The sequence below is a fragment of the Pseudomonas atagonensis genome (assembly GCF_011369485.1).
Classification (GTDB): Bacteria; Pseudomonadota; Gammaproteobacteria; order Pseudomonadales; family Pseudomonadaceae; genus Aquipseudomonas; species Aquipseudomonas atagonensis.
Genome location: NZ_VXCA01000025.1, coordinates 586,663 through 607,667 on the forward strand (window position 1 = coordinate 586,663; position 21,005 = coordinate 607,667).

25 protein-coding genes are annotated in these 21,005 nt (G+C 58.6%); 9 read left to right on the forward strand and 16 right to left on the reverse strand.

Translation table 11 applies throughout. The features are described 5' to 3' along the window. Positions 1 to 28 precede the first annotated feature (28 nt). Both F2P67_RS18275 and F2P67_RS18280 read left to right on the forward strand, forming a co-directional pair. Entirely contained in the window at positions 29 to 451 is a 423-nt protein-coding gene (locus tag F2P67_RS18275) for a PA0061/PA0062 family lipoprotein (RefSeq protein ID WP_166222233.1), read from the forward strand. Positions 452 to 491: 40 nt separating this feature from the next. Further along, positions 492 to 911, forward strand: coding sequence for a PA0061/PA0062 family lipoprotein (locus F2P67_RS18280; RefSeq protein WP_166222234.1), 420 nt, complete (start codon positions 492 to 494; stop codon positions 909 to 911). Between the two features lie 6 nt (positions 912 to 917). Here the strand turns inward: F2P67_RS18280 and F2P67_RS18285 are convergent, their stop codons facing one another. After that, a complete protein-coding gene (locus tag F2P67_RS18285; RefSeq protein WP_166222235.1) occupies positions 918 to 1,157 on the reverse strand; it encodes a DUF1161 domain-containing protein in 240 nt (79 codons plus the stop codon). 101 nt (positions 1,158 to 1,258) lie between these two features. Then, positions 1,259 to 1,690 carry an OsmC family protein gene (locus F2P67_RS18290; RefSeq protein WP_123536992.1) on the reverse strand — a complete coding sequence of 144 codons (432 nt, stop codon included), beginning with the start codon at positions 1,688 to 1,690 and terminating at the stop codon, positions 1,259 to 1,261. Positions 1,691 to 1,931: 241 nt separating this feature from the next. Between F2P67_RS18290 and F2P67_RS18295 the strand changes: the two genes are divergently transcribed. Then, entirely contained in the window at positions 1,932 to 2,933 is a 1,002-nt protein-coding gene (locus F2P67_RS18295; RefSeq protein ID WP_166222236.1) for an LLM class flavin-dependent oxidoreductase, read from the forward strand. Positions 2,934 to 3,010: 77 nt separating this feature from the next. Here F2P67_RS18295 and F2P67_RS18300 read toward each other — a convergent pair whose 3' ends face one another. Together F2P67_RS18300 and F2P67_RS18305 are read right to left on the reverse strand one after the other, a co-directional pair. Next, positions 3,011 to 3,235 (reverse strand): DUF1161 domain-containing protein, encoded by a 225-nt coding sequence (locus F2P67_RS18300; protein ID WP_166222237.1) that lies wholly within the window; start codon positions 3,233 to 3,235, stop codon positions 3,011 to 3,013. A 128-nt stretch (positions 3,236 to 3,363) separates the two neighbouring features. Further along, positions 3,364 to 3,579, reverse strand: coding sequence for a dodecin (locus tag F2P67_RS18305; protein ID WP_003220389.1), 216 nt, complete (start codon positions 3,577 to 3,579; stop codon positions 3,364 to 3,366). A 170-nt stretch (positions 3,580 to 3,749) separates the two neighbouring features. Here F2P67_RS18305 and F2P67_RS18310 point away from each other — a divergent pair, with 170 nt between their 5' ends. Then, a complete protein-coding gene (locus F2P67_RS18310) occupies positions 3,750 to 4,076 on the forward strand; it encodes an ElaB/YgaM/YqjD family protein (protein ID WP_166222238.1) in 327 nt (108 codons plus the stop codon). Here F2P67_RS18310 and F2P67_RS18315 read toward each other — a convergent pair. Next, positions 4,049 to 4,966, reverse strand: a complete 918-nt coding sequence (locus tag F2P67_RS18315; RefSeq protein WP_166222239.1) for a LysR family transcriptional regulator — start codon at positions 4,964 to 4,966, stop codon at positions 4,049 to 4,051. The two genes, F2P67_RS18310 and F2P67_RS18315, sit on opposite strands and share 28 nt — an antisense overlap. 114 nt (positions 4,967 to 5,080) lie before the next feature. Between F2P67_RS18315 and trpB the strand changes: the two genes are divergently transcribed. From trpB to F2P67_RS18330, 3 genes are all read left to right on the forward strand, one after another. Further along, positions 5,081 to 6,313 carry a tryptophan synthase subunit beta gene (gene trpB / locus F2P67_RS18320; protein ID WP_166222240.1) on the forward strand — a complete coding sequence of 411 codons (1,233 nt, stop codon included), beginning with the start codon at positions 5,081 to 5,083 and terminating at the stop codon, positions 6,311 to 6,313. After that, positions 6,313 to 7,125, forward strand: coding sequence for a tryptophan synthase subunit alpha (gene trpA / locus F2P67_RS18325; RefSeq protein ID WP_166222241.1), 813 nt, complete (start codon positions 6,313 to 6,315; stop codon positions 7,123 to 7,125). Before trpB ends, trpA begins: the two co-directional genes overlap by 1 nt. Before the next feature lie 122 nt (positions 7,126 to 7,247). Further along, a complete protein-coding gene (locus tag F2P67_RS18330) occupies positions 7,248 to 7,703 on the forward strand; it encodes an anti-virulence regulator CigR family protein (RefSeq protein WP_166222242.1) in 456 nt (151 codons plus the stop codon). A 168-nt stretch (positions 7,704 to 7,871) separates the two neighbouring features. Here F2P67_RS18330 and F2P67_RS18335 read toward each other — a convergent pair whose 3' ends face one another. From F2P67_RS18335 to F2P67_RS18385, 11 genes are all read right to left on the reverse strand, one after another. Next, complete coding sequence (locus F2P67_RS18335; protein WP_166222243.1) at positions 7,872 to 9,833, reverse strand: DUF7844 domain-containing protein; 1,962 nt, start codon at positions 9,831 to 9,833, stop codon at positions 7,872 to 7,874. Next, a complete protein-coding gene (locus F2P67_RS18340) occupies positions 9,830 to 10,150 on the reverse strand; it encodes a DUF2388 domain-containing protein (protein ID WP_034152281.1) in 321 nt (106 codons plus the stop codon). The genes F2P67_RS18335 and F2P67_RS18340 overlap by 4 nt, the downstream gene beginning before the upstream one ends. Before the next feature lie 43 nt (positions 10,151 to 10,193). Further along, the gene (locus tag F2P67_RS18345; RefSeq protein WP_166222245.1) at positions 10,194 to 10,502 is read right to left on the reverse strand and encodes a DUF2388 domain-containing protein; all 309 of its coding nucleotides are present in this window, start codon (positions 10,500 to 10,502) and stop codon (positions 10,194 to 10,196) included. A gap of 107 nt (positions 10,503 to 10,609) precedes the next feature. Continuing rightward, positions 10,610 to 10,927, reverse strand: coding sequence for a DUF2388 domain-containing protein (locus F2P67_RS18350; RefSeq protein ID WP_166222247.1), 318 nt, complete (start codon positions 10,925 to 10,927; stop codon positions 10,610 to 10,612). Between the two features lie 134 nt (positions 10,928 to 11,061). Continuing rightward, positions 11,062 to 11,271, reverse strand: coding sequence for a DUF1127 domain-containing protein (locus F2P67_RS18355; RefSeq protein ID WP_166222249.1), 210 nt, complete (start codon positions 11,269 to 11,271; stop codon positions 11,062 to 11,064). 257 nt (positions 11,272 to 11,528) lie between these two features. Continuing rightward, positions 11,529 to 11,744, reverse strand: a complete 216-nt coding sequence (locus F2P67_RS18360) for a DUF1127 domain-containing protein (RefSeq protein ID WP_003220409.1) — start codon at positions 11,742 to 11,744, stop codon at positions 11,529 to 11,531. Positions 11,745 to 12,065: 321 nt separating this feature from the next. Next, positions 12,066 to 13,559 carry a succinyl-CoA:acetate CoA-transferase ScpC gene (gene scpC / locus F2P67_RS18365; RefSeq protein WP_166222250.1) on the reverse strand — a complete coding sequence of 498 codons (1,494 nt, stop codon included), beginning with the start codon at positions 13,557 to 13,559 and terminating at the stop codon, positions 12,066 to 12,068. Positions 13,560 to 13,773: 214 nt separating this feature from the next. After that, a complete protein-coding gene (locus tag F2P67_RS18370) occupies positions 13,774 to 15,207 on the reverse strand; it encodes an NAD(P)(+) transhydrogenase (Re/Si-specific) subunit beta (RefSeq protein WP_166222251.1) in 1,434 nt (477 codons plus the stop codon). Then, positions 15,207 to 15,527, reverse strand: coding sequence for an NAD(P) transhydrogenase subunit alpha part 2 (locus tag F2P67_RS18375; protein WP_003187417.1), 321 nt, complete (start codon positions 15,525 to 15,527; stop codon positions 15,207 to 15,209). The genes F2P67_RS18370 and F2P67_RS18375 overlap by 1 nt, the downstream gene beginning before the upstream one ends. Before the next feature lie 15 nt (positions 15,528 to 15,542). Further along, positions 15,543 to 16,664, reverse strand: a complete 1,122-nt coding sequence (locus F2P67_RS18380) for a Re/Si-specific NAD(P)(+) transhydrogenase subunit alpha (protein WP_166222252.1) — start codon at positions 16,662 to 16,664, stop codon at positions 15,543 to 15,545. Positions 16,665 to 17,098: 434 nt separating this feature from the next. Beyond that, positions 17,099 to 17,998 carry a LysR family transcriptional regulator gene (locus tag F2P67_RS18385; protein ID WP_166222253.1) on the reverse strand — a complete coding sequence of 300 codons (900 nt, stop codon included), beginning with the start codon at positions 17,996 to 17,998 and terminating at the stop codon, positions 17,099 to 17,101. Between the two features lie 158 nt (positions 17,999 to 18,156). Between F2P67_RS18385 and F2P67_RS18390 the strand changes: the two genes are divergently transcribed. Beyond that, positions 18,157 to 19,338: an acyl-CoA dehydrogenase gene (locus F2P67_RS18390; protein ID WP_007953903.1), complete on the forward strand. Its 1,182-nt coding sequence runs from the start codon at positions 18,157 to 18,159 to the stop codon at positions 19,336 to 19,338. Positions 19,339 to 19,351: 13 nt separating this feature from the next. Then, positions 19,352 to 20,572 (forward strand): CaiB/BaiF CoA transferase family protein, encoded by a 1,221-nt coding sequence (locus tag F2P67_RS18395; RefSeq protein ID WP_166222254.1) that lies wholly within the window; start codon positions 19,352 to 19,354, stop codon positions 20,570 to 20,572. Positions 20,573 to 21,005 lie beyond the last annotated feature (433 nt).

The window sequence follows — 21,005 nt, forward strand, 5'->3', positions numbered from 1 at the left end:
AGACTATCCCGCCTAAAGGAGCACCGCTATGCGCATGTTGATGCTGACAGGAGGCCTGCTGACGCTGGCCGGTTGTGCCGGATTCGGAATGCCCGATCCCGACCCCTCGCAAGCGTGGGTTGATTTGAACGCCCGGCAACAGGACACGGCGCTGCAAGCGCTGCAGGTCGATACCAAGGCGACCGCCGACAAACGCTACTTTGAAGTGCAGCCTGGCAGCCACGAGTTGAAGGTGCGTTATCAATTTCCGGTGGAGGCTACCAACATCGGTCCCGACGCTGAGCCGCTGTGGCGCGATTGCCAGTTGAGTGTGAAATTCAAGGACTTCAATGCGGGCCAGCGTTACCAGTTGCAGGCCGGCAGTATTGGCTTCCGGCCTTGGGCCAAGCTCTATGACGAGCAGCGCAACGTGGTAGGCCAGGGCACGCCAGCAGGCTGTCAGCGCACCTGATCGGCGCTATGCTGAGTATTCGGACCTATGGATATTCATCATGCGCAAGTTGCTGTTGCTGCTCGTTGTCAGTGTTGTGACCGGTTGCCAGACACCGTTGCCGCCGGTTGATCCGCAGATGGCTTGGGTCGATTTCTCGACGCCGACACCCGGCGGCAAAGTGTTGATGGCCGAACGCCTCGACAACCAACGACTGAACGACGGGCGCTACTTTCAAGTCACTCCCGGCAGTCACGAATTACGCGTGCGGTTTGACTTCGAAGTGTTTGGCGGTGGCGGCAGCTTGATGAACGGCCCAGTCGAGCGCCTGTGCTACCTGTACATCCGCTACGACCATTTCGAAGCCGGGCAGCGTTACGTGCTGGAGGGGCGTTCGCTGGCGTTCACCCCGAGTGCCCGGCTGTACAACGCCAATCGCGAAATCGTCGCCGAAGATCACGACTACAACTGCATTATCTGAAGCGGCTCAGTGGTCGTTCTTCTGATAGATGATCGCTTTGGTGCCGTTGTCGCAGGTGCCAACGACCATGGCCACATCGTGCTTTTCTGCCTCTTCCTTGCTGACAATTTCCAGTGTGTAGGAAGGCACGGCGTTGGCTTGAATCTTGATCTCAATCTCGTTCTTCAATTCTTCGCAATCCTTGGGCGCCGCGAAGGCCGAAGTCGCCAGTGCGCCACAGATAACCGCCAAAGCAAAACGTTTCATGGTTGAAGCTCCCTGGAGCAGCGCGCACGACAATGCGCAAAAGCTGCTGTCATTTATTCGACCACCGTTTTGCCTGGCGGGTTCTGATCCGGCTCAATTCATTAACTGACCAGCGAAGCCTCTAGGGTAATCTTCGCATTCAGCACTTTCGACACCGGGCATCCTTCCTTGGCCTTGTTGCTCAGCTCTTCAAACTGCGCTTGGGTGGCACCGGGGATTTTGGCTTTGAGGATCAACTTCACCGCCGTGATCGCGAAACCGCCATCGACCTGGTCGAGAGTGACCTCCGCATTGGTGTCGATGCTCTCGGCCGTAAGCCCGGCATCGCCGAGAATCATCGAAAACGCCATGGAGAAACAGCCGGCATGCGCCGCGCCGATCAGTTCCTCCGGGTTGGTGCCCTTGCCGCCCTCGAAGCGGGCCTTAAAGCCGTAGGGTGCTTCTCTGAGGACGCCGGTCTCGGTGGAAATCGAGCCGATGCCGGTTTTCAGATCACCTGCCCAATGCGCGGATGCTTTCTTCACGATAGCCATGTCTGCCTCCTCAAGAACTGACGCGAAACGCCGCGTCGACGTGGTTTTTGCTTGCAAGGCTTCTGAGGATAGACGCCGCGACAAAGTTCAGCTCATCTGAATCGTTGACTTTTTTAGTAGGAAATTTCATCGCTGCTATTGAAACTCGGGTATATGCCCTTATTGCACAAAACACGCTTATGGATTCGGCAGGTTTTCGTTCGCAAGAAAAACCTGCCTCCTCACTCGGAGACGCAGGTTTATGAAGCAACTGTCCGACGTAAAGTTTTCCACCCTCGATCTGGTGCCGGTGCGCGAGAACGGCAGCCCGGCGCAATCGCTGCGCAACTCGCTGGATCTGGCGCAGCATGTCGAAAAATTCGGCTACACCCGATTCTGGGTCGCCGAGCACCACAACATGGACGGCATCGCCAGTTCCGCAACTTCAGTGTTGCTCGGTTATCTGGCTGGCGGTACATCGACCATTCGTGTCGGTTCGGGTGGCGTGATGCTGCCTAACCATGCGCCGCTGGTAATCGCCGAGCAGTTCGGCACCCTTGAAAGTCTGTACCCGGGCCGTATCGATCTTGGTCTGGGTCGCGCGCCAGGCTCCGACCAGATGACCGCCCGTGCCTTGCGTCGCGAGCGTTCCGGCAGCGCCGACGACTTCCCCGAAGACGTTGCCGAACTGGTACGATTCCTTGGCCCGCGCACGCCGGATCAACGCGTCATCGCGATGCCGGGCACCGGGACCAATGTGCCGATCTGGTTGCTCGGTTCCAGTCTGTTCAGTGCGCAACTGGCCGGTGAGCGCGGTTTGCCTTACGCCTTCGCCTCGCACTTCGCCCCGCGCTTCATGCACGAGGCGATTCGCGTTTACCGCAACCATTTCAAGCCGTCGGCGGTGCTCGACAAACCGTACGTGATGCTCGGCGTGCCACTGGTGGCAGCCGACACCGACGAGCAGGCCGACTATCTGGCGACTTCTGTCTACCAACGAATTCTCGCGCTGATGCGTGGGCAAAGTCTGGTGCAACGTCCGCCGGTGAAATCCATGGATGGCCTGTGGTTGCCTCACGAACGTGAAGCGGTGGGTGATTTCCTCGGTCTGGCGATGGTCGGCAGCCCGCAGAAAGTCCGCGCGAAGCTGGAAGTGCTGGTGGAGCAGACTCAGGCCGACGAGCTGATTTTCACTTGCGACCTGTATGAGCACGCCGATCGCCTGCACTCCTATGAGTTGCTGGCGCAGGTGATGAAGGGCTGAGGTCTGATAGTTGTGTAAAAGATAGCCGGGTACAAAAAAGCCGACGCACAGCGTCGGCTTTTGCATTTCAGGCTCGATCAGCCGCGTTTGTAGACGATTTCTTTGGCACCGCCCTCGCACGTGCCGACGACTTTGCCGCCAGCCGCTGCACCCTTGTCGACAATCTCCAGCGAATACCCGGAAACGCCCTTGGCGTCCAGCTTCGCTGCAATCTCGCTTTTCAGCTCTTCACACGGCTTGCCGGCAGCAAACGCACCACCCGCAAGGCTCAACAAACCTACTGCCAATATGAACTTCTTCATCGGTCGCACTCCCTGGTCGGATTAAATGAGGCGGGCATCGGATCATTGATCTGCTGTGCCCACCCTGTAGCGCTTTGCCATTCCTATGGCACTCGGCCAGCGCGCAAGTTCAGAAGCGTAGACCAAACTCAGCTACTGGCAATCCGGAAGCCGACTTTGAGTGTTACCTGAAAATGCGCAGCCTTGCCGTCCTTGATGTGGCCACGGGTATCGACCACTTCAAACCACTCCAGGTGCTTGATGCTCTTGTTCGCTTCCGCCAGCGCGTTGTTGATGGCGTCTTCGATGCTGCTGGTCGATGAACCGACCAGCTCGACTTTCTTGTACGTGTGATGGTCACTCATTGGGATCTCCTTGGCGTGGGGCATAGACGTGTGGAATTGAGACTAGCAGTGAATCCGCACTGTTGATTTCGGCGGCTCTGCGCAGACGAAGTTCAGATTTTCTGCACTTTCTGAAACCGCTGAAGTCCCAAACAACACACGCCACTCATCACCAATGCAGGAGAGCCACCATGGCCAACACCTCTTTACGTAAAGCCTCGTTGCAAAGCATGGAAGCCGAGATCGAGAGTCTGCTCAAATCGTTGGAAAGCCTGAAGGACGACGCTTCGGACGAGTCGCGCAAGACCCTCAAGGCGCTGAAAAGCAATGCTGAAAGTGCGCTGAAACATTCGCGTCACCTGCTCAGCGATGCCTACGAAGAAGTCAAAGTGAAAACCCGCGAAACCGGTATCGCCACCCGCGATTACGCGCAGGATCATCCGTGGACAACCGCCGGTGTCGCGGTCGGCGCGATTGGTCTGCTCGCCGCTTACTTGCTGTTCAAACGCGGCGAGTGATCGCTCTGGCGCAGCTCATTCTTGAGCCATTGCGCCAGTTGTCGGGCGCGCCCGTCCGCGGCGCGCTTGGGTAGCCACAGCGCCAGTTGCGCCGGGGTTTCACGGAAGCCCCACGGCGCAACCAGGCGACCGGCCTTCAAATCTTCGATCACCAGCGGTTCCGGCGCGATGGCCACGCCAAGTCCGGCGACTGCGGCTTCCAGCAAATAATACAAATGTTCAAAACCTTGCCCGAGCTTCAACGCCTTGGCGTCGAGGTGGTTTTGTTGCGCCCAGCTTGGCCACGCCTGCGGGCGGGATGTGGTGTGCAGCAAAGGTTCGCTGAGCAGCGCTGAGGCTGGCGCGGTTTGCAGGCGATGATAGCCGCTGAACAGCGGACTCATCACCGGGCCGATACGTTCTGCGGCCAGTTCATAAACTTGCATGTCCGTTGGCCATGGCGGCTCTGCGAACAGCAGCAAGGCATCCAGCCCCGGGCGCCGAGGGTCGAGATCGCCTTCCCCGGCCGACAGATGCAAACGCAAGTCCGGCAAATCGGCATTCAGTCGTCCCAGGCGCGGAATAAACCAGCGTGCCAGCAAGCTTCCAGAACAACCCAGCACAAACGGGGCGTCGGCAGTGCTCTGGGTCAGTTCGGCGCAAACACTGCGTAACCGGTCAAAGGCCTCACCGGAGGCATCGCGCAAGCGTACACCTGCATCTGTGAGTTTCAAGCCGCGCCCATCCTTGACGAAAAGACTGACCCCAAGGTGTTCTTCCAGCACTTTGAGCTGACGACTGACCGCGCCGTGAGTAACGTGCAGCTGTTCAGCCGCCTGACTGACGCTGTTGAGCCGGGCGGTGGCTTCGAAGGCACGCAAAGCGTTAAGCGGGGGAAGGTCGTGGCTCATGGTATCTGTGAGTTTTCCTGACAGGTTGCGGCGATCTTATCGGTTTTCAGCATAGAAGGTCAGGGGTAGAGTGGGCGTCATTGTCTCTTGACCCGAATTCACCTGGAGCGACCCATGACCCAGACTTCGAACACCTCTAATCTGCGTAACGGCCCGGACGATAACGGCCTGTTCGGCTCGTTTGGTGGCCGCTACGTCGCCGAAACCCTGATGCCGTTGATTCTCGATCTGGCCCGCGAATACGAAGCGGCCAAGGAAGATCAGGCGTTCAAAGAGGAATTGGCCTACTTCCAGCGCGACTACGTCGGACGTCCGAGCCCGCTGTATTTCGCCGAGCGCCTGACCGAGTTCTGCGGTGGCGCCAAGATCTACCTCAAGCGCGAAGAGCTGAACCACACTGGCGCGCACAAGATCAACAACTGCATCGGCCAGATCCTGCTGGCGCGGCGCATGGGCAAGAAACGCATCATCGCCGAGACCGGCGCCGGCATGCACGGTGTGGCAACCGCCACCGTGGCGGCGCGTTTCGGTCTGGATTGCGTGATCTACATGGGCACCACGGACATCGAACGTCAGCAGGCCAACGTATTTCGCATGAAGCTGTTGGGCGCGGAGGTCATCCCGGTCGTGGCCGGCACCGGTACGCTTAAAGATGCGATGAACGAAGCGCTGCGTGACTGGGTGACCAACGTTGACAGCACCTTCTACCTGATCGGTACCGTGGCCGGCCCGCATCCTTACCCAGCGATGGTTCGCGACTTCCAGGCCGTGATCGGCAAAGAAACTCGTGATCAGTTGCAAGCTCAGGAAGGTCGTCTGCCAGACAGCCTGGTGGCGTGCATCGGTGGCGGTTCCAACGCCATGGGCCTGTTCCACCCGTTCCTCGACGACAAGAGCGTCGAGATCATCGGTGTTGAAGCCGCCGGTTACGGCATCGAGACCGGCAAACACGCGGCCAGCCTAAACGGCGGCGTACCGGGTGTGCTGCACGGAAACCGTACCTTCCTGCTGCAGGACGACGATGGCCAGATCATCGACGCCCACTCTATTTCCGCCGGCCTCGACTACCCGGGCATCGGCCCGGAACACGCCTGGTTGCACGACATCGGTCGCGTTCAGTACACCTCGGTGACCGACGACGAAGCCCTCGCCGCATTCCACCAGTGCTGCCGCCTGGAAGGGATCATTCCGGCACTGGAAAGCGCCCATGCCTTGGCTGAAGTGTTCAAACGCGCACCGAAACTGCCGAAGGATCATCTGATGGTGGTCAACCTGTCCGGTCGCGGCGACAAAGACATGCAGACCGTCATGCACCACATGGAAACCTCCAAGCAGGAGAAACACTGATGAGCCGCCTGCAAACCCGCTTTGCCGAACTCAAAGAACAGAACCGTGCTGCACTGGTGACCTTCGTCACCGCAGGCGACCCGGATTACGACACTTCGTTGGCGATCCTTAAAGGCTTGCCGAAGGCCGGTGCCGACGTGATCGAACTGGGCATGCCGTTCACCGACCCGATGGCCGATGGCCCGGCGATTCAACTGGCGAACATTCGTGCGTTGGCCGCCAAGCAGAATCTGCTGAAAACCCTGCAAATGGTTCGCGAGTTCCGCAAGGACAACAGCGACACGCCGCTGGTGCTGATGGGTTACTTCAACCCGATCCACAAGTTCGGTGTCGAGCGCTTCATCGCTGAAGCCAAAGAGGCCGGCGTTGATGGCCTGATCGTGGTCGACATGCCACCTGAGCACAACTCGGAGCTGTGCGATCCGGCCCAGGCTGCGGGCATCGACTTCATTCGCCTGACCACGCCGACCACCGACGATGCACGCCTGCCAAAAGTGCTCAACGGCAGCTCGGGTTTCGTTTACTACGTGTCGGTGGCCGGTGTGACCGGTGCCGGTGCGGCGACGCTGGAGCACGTCGAGGAAGCGGTGGCGCGCCTGCGTCGGCATACCGACCTGCCGATCAGCATCGGTTTCGGTATCCGTACCCCGGAGCAGGCGGCGGCCATCGCGCGTCTGGCCGATGGCGTGGTGGTGGGTTCGGCATTGATCGATCACATCGCCAACGCAACCACGCCGGATCAAGCCATCGACGGCGTACTGAGCCTGTGTTCGGCACTGTCCGAAGGTGTGCGTAAGGCCCGCGTCAGTTGAAGGTAAAGTTCCTGATACAGAGGAATTAGCACTTCGCGGTACAGACTAAATGAGCAAGACCGAGGGATTCAGAACCACGTTCTGAATCCCTTTTTGCTGTTTGTGCCGTGAGGAAAGACTCGATGAAAATGCCGAAACGTCTGATTGCCGGACTGGGCGTGCTGATGATCAGCGCGACACCGCTGCTGGCCAGCGCCGATCCGCGCGATGATCACGACCATGGCGGCCCGCAACAGGGCCATTACGATAATCACGGCGATGACCATCGCGATGAGCACCGTGGTCCGCCGAACGATCACCGTGGTGGCCCGCCACCGCATGACTTCGGTCCGGTGCGCCAGACCATTCGCGACAATCATGGCTACTTTGTACGCGGGGCGCCGCCGCCTCCGGGGATTCATCTGGAGCGTGGCCGGCCGTTGCCCCATGGTTATTACGGTGAGCGGCTGGATGGTCGTGCGTTGGGGCGTTTGCCGGTGTATCCGGGCTACGAATGGCGCCGGGCCGGGAGCGACATTGTGTTGATCGCGGTAGGTACCGGGATCGTTTACGAAATTCTCGATGGTGTCCTGAATTGATCTGACAAGGATTACCTGTGGCGAGGGATTTATCCCCGTCCGGCTGCTCAGCAGTCGCAATTCAGCGAGCGCGGTTTATCTGAATAACCGGGTTCGCTGATTTAGGGGCCGCTTCGCGACCCGACGGGGATAAATCCCCTCGCCACAGGTATGCACTTAACCTCAGGTTTAAGGCAGTTCCAGGCCGCCCGAAGCCTTGTGCAATTTGCGCAAATGCGCGCCAATCTGCTTCACATTCTCCTCGCTGGCCGCAATCTCCGCTGCACGCTTGGGCTCCAGCAACTTGCGTACTTCAGCGTCCAGATCACCGGAAAGCGCCAGCAGCTTTTTCTGGCGCTGACTGCTTTCCGCTTCCAGTCGGCTGAACTCACTTGGCTGCGGCAATCCGTAACCTTTTGAATCGAGCAGCTCCGCCGGACGGCTGAGGAAACCGCTGTTGGCGAGGATTTCCTGCAAGGTCGCATTGGCCTTGTCCATCCCGCCGTTTTCCAGCTCGCGCGCACCGAGGTAACGCTGTTTGACTTCGTCCTGCGCCAGCAACAATTGCCGGCGATAACTTGCCTGCTCCAGCAGCAGCAAAGCAGCGCTGGTGCGCAAGTCGGCGCGCTCGAACCATTCACGGCGTTCCTCGGCGGACAACGAAAGCCAATCTTCTACGGTGGTCTGTCGGATCGGCAATTGCTTCTTCAGTACATCGAACATCGCCTGATAACGATCGCGGAACGAGTCAAAGCGATAACCCAGACGCAGCGCCTCTTTCGGGTCGTCCAGCACGCTGGTATCGGCCAGACCACGGCCCTTCATCACTTCCAGCAAGCCGTTGGGCATGATGCTGTCCAGGCCGACGAATTGTGTATTGTCACTACCGCTGCGCAATAATTTCAGCCCTTCCACTGCGCAGTTATTGGACAGGAAGAAGTAGTTGCCGTCGTAGCTCCAGTGCATTTCGGCGGCGTGTTCGACCACGCCTTCGATCTCTTTACGTGTCAGGTTCAGGGGCACCGATGCCAGGCTGCGCAATTCGGTTTTGGTGTACTCGTCGATCACTTGCGCCAGCGGCAAGACGAACAACCGCGACGGGTACTTGCCGACCAGCCCGTCCCAGCTTGAGAGCTGCACATCACCAACGAAGGCGCGATACGACAGCACCAGATGCTGATCCAGGTCGAGCCGGCAATCCGGGCCGCGCGGCCGCCCAGGCGCGCAGATCACCAGGCGCAACATGCTGTGGCCCCAGCGGCTGACCCAGTTCTGATTGGCCTCGGCCAGCAGGTAATCGACGGCGTAGACACGCTCCGGATCTACCTGGCCCAGTGGCTGTTTGGCGAAATCGTTGCCGGCATTAAGGAACGCGAAGGTTTTCGCGCAGGTGTCTTTGGCCGGCGGTGCCCAGCCAAAGTGATCCTGGTAATAACGGTACAGTGCCGGGCGACGGCAGGCGTAACTCGGGTCGAGGAGGAAATACTCCATGTTGACCGCAACGAATTCCTTGGGGCTGGAGATTTCGTACAGATCCGGGCTGCGGGCGATCTGGCGGTTGTGTTGCTCACGCTCGCCGCGACGCCCTACGTATTGTTGCCAGCCGGCAAGGTCGAGCAGACGTGGATCATCGCTGAGGGTAAAGCGCCGACCATTCTGGCCACGGCACTCATCGGGAATGCCGATCAGCCCGGCGCTGTTGAAGCGGCGGGTACAGCGCTGGATCAGCGTGCGTTCGGCCTGTGGCCAGAGGCGCGCGCGATCATAAATGTGAGTGATTTCATGCAATACCGTGGCGAGCAATTCCTGGCGTACGGTGCCGTGGGGGCGGTTGGTTTTCTCTTTGGCCGCGCTGCCGTCAGTGAGGCTGGCGAGCAGTTTGCGGTTCAGATCGAGTTCTGCGACCAGCGTGGCCTGCCCATAGGCATTGGCGGGCATGTCGTCGGTCCAGCCAACATCGATGCGCCGGTCCAGCCGCTCGATGAAGCTCGGCGGCAGTTTTTGCATCGCCTCATCGATCAGCGCCTGGCTGGCCTGTTGTTGGGCCGGGCTCAGACCGTCGGTCTTGAGCCGTAATTGCAGGCCGGCGTGGGCGCTGTTGCCAAGTAGCAACAGCGTCCCGGCCAGCAGCCAGGCGCCGAGTGACTTCACAGTGCGAGGATGGCTTCGGCGAGCACCTGATCGCTGGCGTCGCGCGCTTCCGGCACGCGAGTGCGCAGGGTGTTGAGCGCGGCTTCCAGGTGCGCGCCACGGATATCACCGTTGCTGGCGACGAAACTGGCAGCGTCGTCGTGGGCTTCACGGATGATTTTCGAATCGCGGATCGACGTAGTCGTATCGGAAGTGAAATCGATGGTGCGCTGGGAGGCGCGGACGATGATGTTACTGGTGGCTACCAGGGTGTGCGCCTGGGCCACGTCGGCCAGTAAAAACAGGCCAAGGGCGGCAGCAATCAGCGGGCTACGCATGGAACGACTCCGGAGGGGCAATGATAACGAGGGACTGAGATAACTATTGGACGAGAATTGCCTGCGCCAGTTCAAGGTCGCTGACATGAAGTTTCGGCCGGGTTTTGCGCAAGTAATGCAGCGCGGATTCCAGGCGTGCGCCTCGCATCTCACCGTCACTGGCAACAAACGCAGCCGCGTCATCGTGAGCGGCGACCAGCAGTTTACGGTCGAACGGCGCCGAAGACACCATGCCGGTTGCCCAGACGCTGACAACGGTGTTTTGGGTCGACACGTCGAAGGCTTCGACCGACGTCGTCCAGCAGGCGGTAAACAAAACGGAAGGGATCAGTAGATTTTGAAGATAACGCATGAGACTCGGTAACGGTTGGCGAGCCTGAAGGCTAGCGCAATGCCCGGGCCAGAGCCAGTGTCGAAACATCGGGACACGACCCGCGTGTCCCGATCAGGCGCAATCGCTTAGATCGTCAGGATTGCCTGAGCCAGTTGCGCGTCGGTCGCGTCCAGCTGTGGCGCCTGATGACGGATGTGATCCAGCGCGCTCTCCAGTTTCACCCCACGGATTTCGCCTTCGCTTGCAACGAAACTGGCAGCGTCGTCACGGGCGGCAAGTACGATCTTGTCGTCGCGAAAGGACGAAGTGACATCGGAAGTGGCGTCAGACGAGGATTTCAGGGCACCGACAACGGCATCGGTGGTGACGATGAAGCTGGTGGCGCTGGCATTGGCAGCCACGGCCAGCAGGGCGGCAGCGCTGAGCAGACGAAGACGGGACATGATGTAACTCCTGTGGATAAACCGTATTGAGAGGTGGCTCGGTATCTGAGGAGTCAGACGCCAGTTGCGCATCGTTCGCCACGTTCTGCATGGATATTAGGCCTGCGGACGCGGTTCGCACAGAGGGCAGAATGCTAGCGCCAGAACGGTTTCTCCATTTCATTCAGCCGATCGGCATGGCTCAAACCCAGATCGGCCAGATCCCGACCGTTGAGTTGGGCCAGCAGGCGCCGGGTTCTGGCTCGCTCCAGACCTTGCCAGAGACCCCGTAGCAAGCGCCGTATGGCGATGGGGCGGCGCGCGGGTTGCAATGAAATTGCTGAAACATCCTGTAAGTCATTCATGACGTATTCCTTTAGCCAGAGAAGGCGGAAGGTCATGTTGAGCCTGGAACAGAATGCAGGGCAGATACACTGGAGCGAAATTGTACTGGTTCAGATTTGGCTTTAATCAAACTGTACTTGTTGGTCTTGCACGCGCCTGTACGGGTAGTTTCACCCCCCCAAAACGACAAAACCCGCCGTGGTTTCCCACGACGGGTTTTGCTTGTTCAATTCGGGTTGCTGGCGGTGGGTCTAACGACCAGAGCCAGCGACGCTACTTAGCGCCAGAACGGCTTGCTCAGCTCTTCGTAGCGTTGAGCTTCGCTGATACCGGCGTCAGCCAGCAGACGCGAATCCAGACGGGCCAGTTGATGGCGGCTGGAGATGCGGCGCTGCCACAACATCAGGTTGGCGATAACGCGCAGAGGCAGGGAAGCCTGGGTTTTTGCAGCTTTGTCTTCGAAGAACAGTTCGGAACTGAGTGTACGTTCCATGGTTGACATCCTTCCGCTTGTGGCGGGATCAGGTAGTGGTTTGACTGGTGCCCATGATCCTCTCGTTTGCCTAGTCTCTCTAGATACAGTTCAACTGTATTGTGAGTGACCAGTTAACTGTTTACAGGCGGTGTACGGGTCAAAATTGAGCAAACTGTACCTATCTGCACAAAAGTGGTGCGTTTTTGCTCGATTCTGTCAGAAAGGTAGGTAAATGCCGTAGGAAAAGACCGGTACAGCAGTACAGTTTTTGTCGGTCGCAAGCGGTGTGAGGGTCCACCGATACAAACTGTGTTTGCATCGGTGGTTTATCTGTGTGAATCAAACCGCGAGCATGCGACCGGTTTCTTCCAGATTCATGTGCCAGCTCAAGGCTTCCCGCAGGATGTGCGGGGTGTGACCACCGATTGCACAGGCCGACGTGAAGTAGTCATTCAGCGCCTGGCGGAAGTCCGGGTGCACACAGTTGTCGATGATCACCCGCGCACGTTCGCGTGGCGCGAGACCGCGCAGATCCGCCAGCCCCACTTCGGTCACCAGGATGTCGACGTCATGTTCAGTGTGGTCAACGTGGCTGACCATCGGCACCACGCTGGAAATCGCGCCGCCCTTGGCGATCGATTTGGTCACAAACACCGCCAGATGCGCGTTGCGCGCGAAGTCGCCGGAACCACCGATGCCGTTCATCATCCGCGTACCGCAGACGTGGGTGGAGTTGACGTTACCGTAGATGTCGAATTCCAGCGCCGTGTTGATGCCGATGATGCCCAGGCGGCGTACCACTTCCGGGTGGTTGGAGATTTCCTGCGGACGCAATACCAGTTTGTCCTTGTACTTCTCCAGATTGCCGAACACGTCGCTGTTGCGACGCTCCGACAACGTGATCGAGCTGCCCGACGCGAAGCTCAGCTTGCCGGCGTCGATCAGGTCGAAGGTCGAGTCCTGCAGCACTTCGGAGTACATGGTCAAGTCTTCGAACGGTGAGTCGATCAGGCCACACATCACCGCATTGGCGATGTTGCCGATCCCGGCCTGCAGCGGGCCGAGCTTGTTGGTCATGCGCCCGGCATCGACTTCCTGCTTGAAGAAGGTGATCAGGTGTTCGGCGATGGCGTTGGTGTCGACATCCGGGGTCGACACCGTGGACGGCGAATCAGACTGCTGGGTGATGACGATGGCAACGATCTTTTCCGGCGGAATCGGGATCGCTGTGCTGCCGATGCGGTCGTCAACTTTTACCAACGGGATCGGCGTGCGCGTCGGGCGATAGGTCGGGATATAGATGTCGTGCAGGCCTTCGAGGTTGGCGTTGTGCGCCAGGTTGATCTCGACGATGACCTGTTTGGCGAAAATCGCGAAGCTCGCCGAGTTACCTACCGACGTGGTCGGCACGATGTGACCCTGTTCGGTAATGGCCACGGCTTCGATCACAGCGATGTCCGGCAGCTTCAGTTGCTGGTTGCGCAGTTGTTCGACGGTTTCCGACAGGTGCTGGTCGATGAACATCACTTCGCCGGCGTTGATCGCCTTGCGCAAGGTGCTGTCGACCTGGAACGGCATGCGCCGCGAGAGCACACCGGCCTCTGTCAGTTGCTTGTCGAGGTCATTGCCCAGGCTGGCGCCGGTCATCAGGCTGATCTTCAGCGGCGTGACCTTGGCCCGCTCGGCCAGTGCGTGAGGGACGGCTTTGGCTTCGCCGGCGCGGGTGAAACCGCTCATGCCGACGGTCATGCCGTCCTCAATCAGCGCAGCGGCGTCGGCGGCGCTCATCACTTTATCCAACAACGAAGGCAGGCGAATACGGTCACGGTACATGGATTATTATCTCGGGAAGCGAGTAGCAGGATGCGCAGTCTAGTGAATTTGACGGGCGCCTGTCCCGCTACCAAGGTCGCAAACGAGGCGTCTATTTAGCTGGTTTCAAGTAAAACACCGTTACCGGATCTGCAACAACGCGGCATATTGTCCGACGTTTTGCGCAAATAAAAACGCCCCGACGAGTCGGGGCGTTGGGTGCAGCAGCGATGGATTACTCGACCGCTTTGACCATGTCTTCGATGACTTTCTTCGCGTCGCCGAACACCATCATGGTCTTGTCCAGGTAGAACAGTTCGTTGTCCAGACCGGCATAGCCGCTGGCCATCGAGCGCTTGTTGACAATGATGGTCTTGGCCTTGAACGCTTCAAGAATCGGCATGCCGGCAATCGGCGATTTCGGATCGTTCTTCGCGGCCGGGTTGACCACGTCGTTCGCGCCGAGTACCAACACCACGTCGGCCTGACCGAACTCGGAGTTGATGTCTTCCATCTCGAACACTTGATCGTAAGGCACTTCAGCCTCGGCGAGCAGGACGTTCATGTGGCCCGGCATCCGACCGGCAACCGGGTGGATCGCGTACTTCACGGTCACGCCACGGTGAGTCAGCTTCTCGGTCAGTTCTTTCAAGGCGTGCTGCGCGCGAGCCACCGCCAGACCGTAGCCCGGCACGATGATCACGGTGTCGGCGTTGGTCAGCAGGAAGGTCGCGTCGTCAGCCGAGCCGGATTTCACCGGACGGGCTTCTTTCGCGCCGGCAGGACCTGCGTCCGCCGTGTTGCCGAAACCGCCGAGCAGCACATTAAAGAAGGAACGGTTCATCGCCTTGCACATGATGTACGAAAGGATTGCACCGCTCGAACCCACCAGCGAACCGGCAATGATCAGCATCGAGTTGTTCAGCGAGAAGCCGATACCCGCCGCCGCCCAGCCCGAATAGCTGTTGAGCATCGACACTACGACCGGCATGTCCGCACCGCCGATCGGGATGATGATCAGCACGCCCATCACGAACGCTAGCGCCAGCATCAACGCAAAAGCTGTGAGGTTGCCGGTGAACATGAAGGTCAGACCGAGTGCCAGCGTCGCCAGACCCAGCACTGCGTTCAGTTTGTGCTGACCGGCGAACTGTACTGGTGCGCCCTGGAACAGACGGAACTTGTACTTGCCCGACAGCTTGCCGAACGCAATCACCGAACCGGAGAAGGTGATCGCACCGATCGCAGCACCGAGGAACAGCTCCAGTCGGTTGCCCGTCGGGATCGAGTCGCCCAGTTGCTTGACGATGCCCAGCGATTGCGGCTCAACCACAGCTGCAATGGCAATGAACACTGCCGCGAGGCCGATCATGCTGTGCATGAACGCGACCAGTTCCGGCATCTTGGTCATTTCAACGCGCTTGGCCATGATCGAACCGGCGGTGCCACCGATCAGCAGGCCGACGATCACATAACCGATACCGGCGGTGGCCAACTCAGCGCCGAGCTTATAGATGAGGCCGACGGTAGTCAGGATGGCCAACGCCATGCCGAGCATGCCGAACAGGTTGCCGCGCCGCGACGTAGTCGGGTGCGACAGGCCTTTGAGAGCCTGGATAAAGCAGATCGACGCGATCAGGTAGAGCGTCGTGACGAGATTCATGCTCATTACTTCGGCGCCTCTTCTTTTACTTTCGGGGCTTTCTTCTTGAACATCTCAAGCATGCGGCGGGTGACCAGGAAGCCACCGAAGACGTTGACCGCCGCCAGCGCCACCGCGAGGGTGCCCATGGTTTTGCCCAGCGGCGTGACGGTCAGTGCGGCGGCGAGCATGGCGCCGACGATCACGATCGCCGAAATGGCGTTGGTCACCGCCATCAAAGGCGTGTGCAGCGCAGGTGTAACGTTCCAGACCACGTGATAACCGACATAAATCGCCAGCACGAAGATGATCAGGTTGTAGATACCGGGGGAGATAAGCTCTTCCATCGTCTGAATCCCTGCTTAGGCGTTTTTGCGGATGACTTGGCCGTCGCGGCACATCAGGCACGCGGCGACGATGTCGTCTTCGAGGTTGACGTCGAACTGGCCTTCTTTGGTGAAGACCAGCTTGAGGAAGTCCAGCAGGTTGCGCGCGTAGAGCGCCGAAGCGTCTGCGGCGACTTCACCGGCCAGATTGGTCGGGCCACAAATGGTCACGCCATTCTCGACAACGACCTGATCGGCCACGGTCAGCGGGCAATTGCCACCTTGAGCCGCCGCGAGATCGATGACGACCGAGCCCGGTTTCATTTGCGCCACGGTGTCTGCGCTCAACAGTGTCGGTGCCTTGCGACCCGGAATCAGTGCGGTGGTGATGACGATGTCAGCCTGTTTGGCGCGTTCGTGCACGGCCTGAGCCTGACGCTGCATCCAGCTCGCAGGCATCGGCCGTGCGTAACCTCCGACACCGACGGCGCATTCGCGCTCTTCATCGGTCTCGTAAGGTACGTCGACGAATTTCGCACCGAGCGACTCGATCTGCTCCTTAACGGCCGGACGTACGTCGGACGCTTCGATCACGGCACCCAGACGTTTCGCCGTGGCAATCGCCTGCAACCCGGCCACGCCTGCGCCAAGAATCAGCACGCGTGCCGCTTTCACGGTGCCCGCAGCGGTCATCAGCATCGGCATGAAGCGTGGGTAGTGGTGAGCGGCCAGCAGCACAGCTTTATAGCCGGCAATGTTCGCTTGCGAGGACAACACATCGAGACTTTGCGCCCGTGAGGTGCGCGGCGCCGCTTCCAGGGCGAACGCGGTAATTCCGCACTCGGCCATTTTGACGATGTTTTCGTTGTTGAACGGGTTGAGCATGCCCACTAGCACCGCGCCGCGCTTGATCAGCGTCAGCTCGGCATCGCTCGGGGCGACCACTTTGAGAATCAGCTCGGCGCCAAACGCGTCATTGGCACTGCCAATGGTTGCGCCGGCCGCTTCATAGGCACTGTCGACAACGCTGGCATTCACGCCGGCGCCGGATTGCACAGTGACCTTATGACCTTGGCTGATCAGCTTTTTAATGGTTTCCGGGGTTGCAGCAACCCGTGTTTCACCGGTCTGGGTTTCGAGAGGAACACCAATGTGCACGTCAAATCTCCTGCGTGATCTTATTGAGTAAACCCAGGCACTGCGGATGGTGCGACTGGGGCGGCCGATCAGCACGATCCCGCCAAATCAGGGCGGGGCGCGGCATTTTGCAGGCGAACTTTATGCCCTTCAAGGGATTATGACTGGTGACGGAAAATTAACTACAAGTCATCCCGTGACCGAATGTCGCAGATGGCCGGCTGAATCCCTTACAGGCCGTGCCTTGCAAGGATTCTGGACGAATTTGAAGAATTTTCTTATCGGTGACGTGAATAGGTCGCAATGAGTCGCGAATGAAGGCTCAAAGCCACGTCTTCAGGCGCTTGTGGGACGTCTGTACGACTTTCGGATACAGTCTGTGGATTTGCGACAAATACTTATATCTGTAGGGCTTTTGGTTTTCTGACTACGGGGTTAGTTATCGCTGAAAGCCTTTATGCTTCTAGGCTGTAGCTCTGTGCCTGATTTACCAGCCAGTCACGAAATGCCTTGAGAGACGCCGATTCGACTTTCCGTTCCGGAATCATCAGGTAGTACGCCTTGATACTGGAGAGCGCATTCGGGTTGGCAATCACCAGGTGTTTCTCGGCCAATTCACGCTGAATCAGGAACGGTGGAATCAGTGCGATGCCCATGTCGTGCGTGGCCGCCTGGGCCAGCATGGAGAATAGCTCGTAGCGTGGGCCTGTCATGTCGCGAGGGATATTCAAGTGTTGCGAGTTGAACCACTGGCGCCAGGCATATGGGCGGGTGGTCTGCTGCAGTAAAGGAAGATCGGCAATCTCGTCGGCTGTCAGATAGGGCTTGTTGCCGAGTAGGGCGGGGCTGCATACCGGCATCGGATTCTCGCCCATCAATCTGTGGGATTCGGTGCCCGACCAGTCCGCATCACCAAAGTAGATTGCGGCATCGAAGTCGGTGTCGGCGAACAGGAAAGGGCGGGTGCGGTTGGTCAGGTTGACTGTTACTTCCGGATGCTTGAGCTGGAAATCCTTGAGCCTTGGCAGCAGCCATTGCGTGCCGAAGGTCGGCACCACCGCCAGTTCGATCACGTTGGTGCCTTGTTGGCCCATGACTGAGAGCGTGTCGCGCTCAACCGCATCGAGCTGCGTTGCGACCCTTCGGCTGTAGGAAAGACCGGCTTCAGTCAGTTTCACCCCGCGTCGCGAGCGTCGGAACAGTTCCACACTGAGGAAGTCTTCCAGGCTGGCGATCTGTCGGCAAATGGCGCCTTGGGTGAGGGAAAGTTCTTCGGCAGCCTTGGTAAAGCTCTCATGACGAGCGGCGGCTTCGAAGCTGATCAGGGCCGTGGTGCTGGGGATCTTTCTGCGCATGTACGTCAATCTCACTAATGCGCCGCTTAAAAGGCATTCAGCGACGTTTCGGAGTGAGAAATTAGCACAACAGAATGCGAAATCCTCGTTTGCCGCGACGGCGAACCGCGCCTAGGATCAATGCCACGTTAATTCACCCGATTTGCGAGGACACACTCATGGGCGGTAAAGCTAGCTTCAACTGGATCGATCCCCTGTTGCTGGATCAACAGCTCACCGAAGAAGAGCGCATGATCCGCGACACCGCCGAGCAGTTCGCTCAACAGAGCCTCGCACCGCGTGTCCTCGAAGCTTTCCGTCATGAGAAAACTGATCCGGCAATCTTCCGCGAAATGGGCGAAGTCGGCCTGTTGGGTGCGACCATCCCTGAGCAGTACGGTGGCAGCGGCCTCAACTATGTCAGCTACGGCCTGATCGCTCGTGAAGTCGAGCGTGTCGACTCCGGCTACCGCTCGATGATGAGTGTGCAGTCTTCGCTGGTGATGGTGCCGATCAACGAATTCGGTACTGAAGCGCAGAAGCAGAAGTACCTGCCGAAACTGGCTTCCGGCGAGTGGATCGGTTGCTTCGGTCTGACCGAGCCTAACCATGGTTCCGATCCGGGCGCGATGATTACTCGCGCACGCAAAGTCGACGGCGGCTACAGCCTGACTGGCGCCAAGATGTGGATCACCAACAGCCCGATCGCCGATGTGTTTGTGGTCTGGGCCAAAGACGATGCCGGCGACATCCGTGGCTTTGTGCTGGAGAAAGGCTGGAAAGGTCTGAGTGCTCCGGCAATTCACGGCAAGGTCGGCCTGCGAGCTTCGATCACTGGTGAAATCGTCATGGACAACGTGTTCGTGCCGGAAGAGAACATCTTCCCGGACGTACGTGGTCTGAAAGGCCCGTTCACTTGCCTTAACTCTGCACGCTACGGCATCTCCTGGGGCGCGCTGGGCGCTGCAGAATTTTGCTGGCACACCGCTCGCCAGTACACGCTGGATCGTCAACAGTTTGGGCGTCCACTGGCCGCGACTCAACTGATCCAGAAGAAACTGGCCGACATGCAGACCGAGATCACTCTGGCACTGCAAGGCTGCCTGCGTCTGGGTCGCATGAAGGATGAAGGCACTGCTGCTGTCGAGATCACTTCGATCATGAAGCGCAACTCCTGCGGCAAGTCGCTGGACATCGCCCGTATGGCTCGCGACATGCTCGGTGGCAACGGTATCTCCGACGAGTTCGGTGTGGCCCGACATCTGGTCAACCTGGAGGTGGTGAACACTTATGAAGGTACTCACGACGTTCACGCGCTGATCCTCGGACGTGCACAAACCGGTCTGCAAGCGTTCTATTAATAGGAGAGCGGTCATGGGCGCGCTGTCGCATCTGCGGGTACTGGATTTATCGCGAGTGTTGGCCGGGCCGTGGGCCGGGCAGATCCTCGCCGACCTTGGCGCCGAGGTGATCAAGGTCGAGCGCCCGGGCAATGGTGACGACACTCGCGCCTGGGGGCCGCCATTCCTTAAAGACGCCTATGGCGAAAATACGACAGAGGCGGCTTATTACCTGTCGGCCAACCGTAACAAGCAATCGGTGACTATCGACTTCACCCGTCCGGAAGGGCAGAGGCTTGTGCGGGAACTGGCTGCCAAGTCGGACATCCTGATTGAGAACTTCAAAGTGGGTGGGCTTGCGGCCTATGGGCTGGACTATGAATCGCTGAAGGCAATCAACCCGGATCTGATCTATTGCTCGATCACAGGCTTCGGCCAGACCGGGCCGTATGCCAAGCGTGCCGGGTATGACTTCATGATTCAGGGGCTGGGTGGGCTGATGAGCCTGACCGGTCGGCCGGAGGGTGATGAGGGGGCTGGGCCGGTGAAGGTCGGGGTTGCGCTGACGGATATTCTCACGGGTCTATATTCGACAGTGGCGATCCTGGCAGCGCTGGCTCATCGTGATCACGACGGTGGTGGTCAGCATATCGACATGGCGTTGCTGGATGTGCAGGTAGCTTGTCTGGCGAATCAGGCGATGAACTACCTGACTACCGGCAATGCGCCCAAGCGGCTCGGCAATGCGCATCCAAACATTGTGCCTTATCAGGATTTTCCGACGGCTGATGGTGATTTCATTCTTACCGTGGGTAATGACGGGCAATTCCGCAAGTTTGCCGAAGTGGCGGGGCAGCCGCAGTGGGCTGATGATCCACGTTTCGCGACTAATAAGCTGCGGGTGGCGAATCGGGCGGTGTTGATACCACTGATTCGCCAGTCGACGGTTTTCAAGACTACCGCTGAGTGGGTGTCTCAATTGGAGCAAGCGGGGGTGCCGTGCGGGCCGATCAATGATCTGTCCCAGGTATTCGAAGATCCGCAGGTGAAGGCTCGTGGGCTGGCGATCGAGTTGCCTCATGCGTTGGCCGGGATGGTGCCTCAGGTGGCCAGTCCTATCCGGATGTCGCAGACGCCGGTCGAATATCGTCGTGCACCTCCTTTATTGGGTGAGCATACGTTGGAGGTTTTGCAGCGTGTGCTGGGCTTGGGCGCCGGTGCAGTGGCAGCGTTGAAGGAGGAAGGAGTGCTGTGAGTGCTTCGTCTATATAGAAGGATGTCTATTTAGGGTGGGTTTTGTACGTTTTTTAATCGATCTGCAAGTTGTTGAAAGAAAAACGAAATTAACAGTTGACGGCGATTTTCAGATGTCTATAATTCGCCCCACTTCCGGCGCAGTCGAAACGGAAAACTCCTTGAGATTCAATGAGTTATGTAGGTTTCGGCGGTAAGTGCTTCAGTTCATCGAAGCCAAAAGGAAGTTGAAAAAGAGGTGTTGACAGCAGCGTGTAACGCTGTAGAATTCGCCTCCCGCTGACGAGAGATCGGAAGCGCAAGTGGTTGAAGTTGTTGAAGAATTCTTCGAAAACTTCTGAAAATAATCACTTGACAGCAAATGAGGCTGCTGTAGAATGCGCGCCTCGGTTGAGACGAAAGATCTTAACCAACCGCTCTTTAACAACTGAATC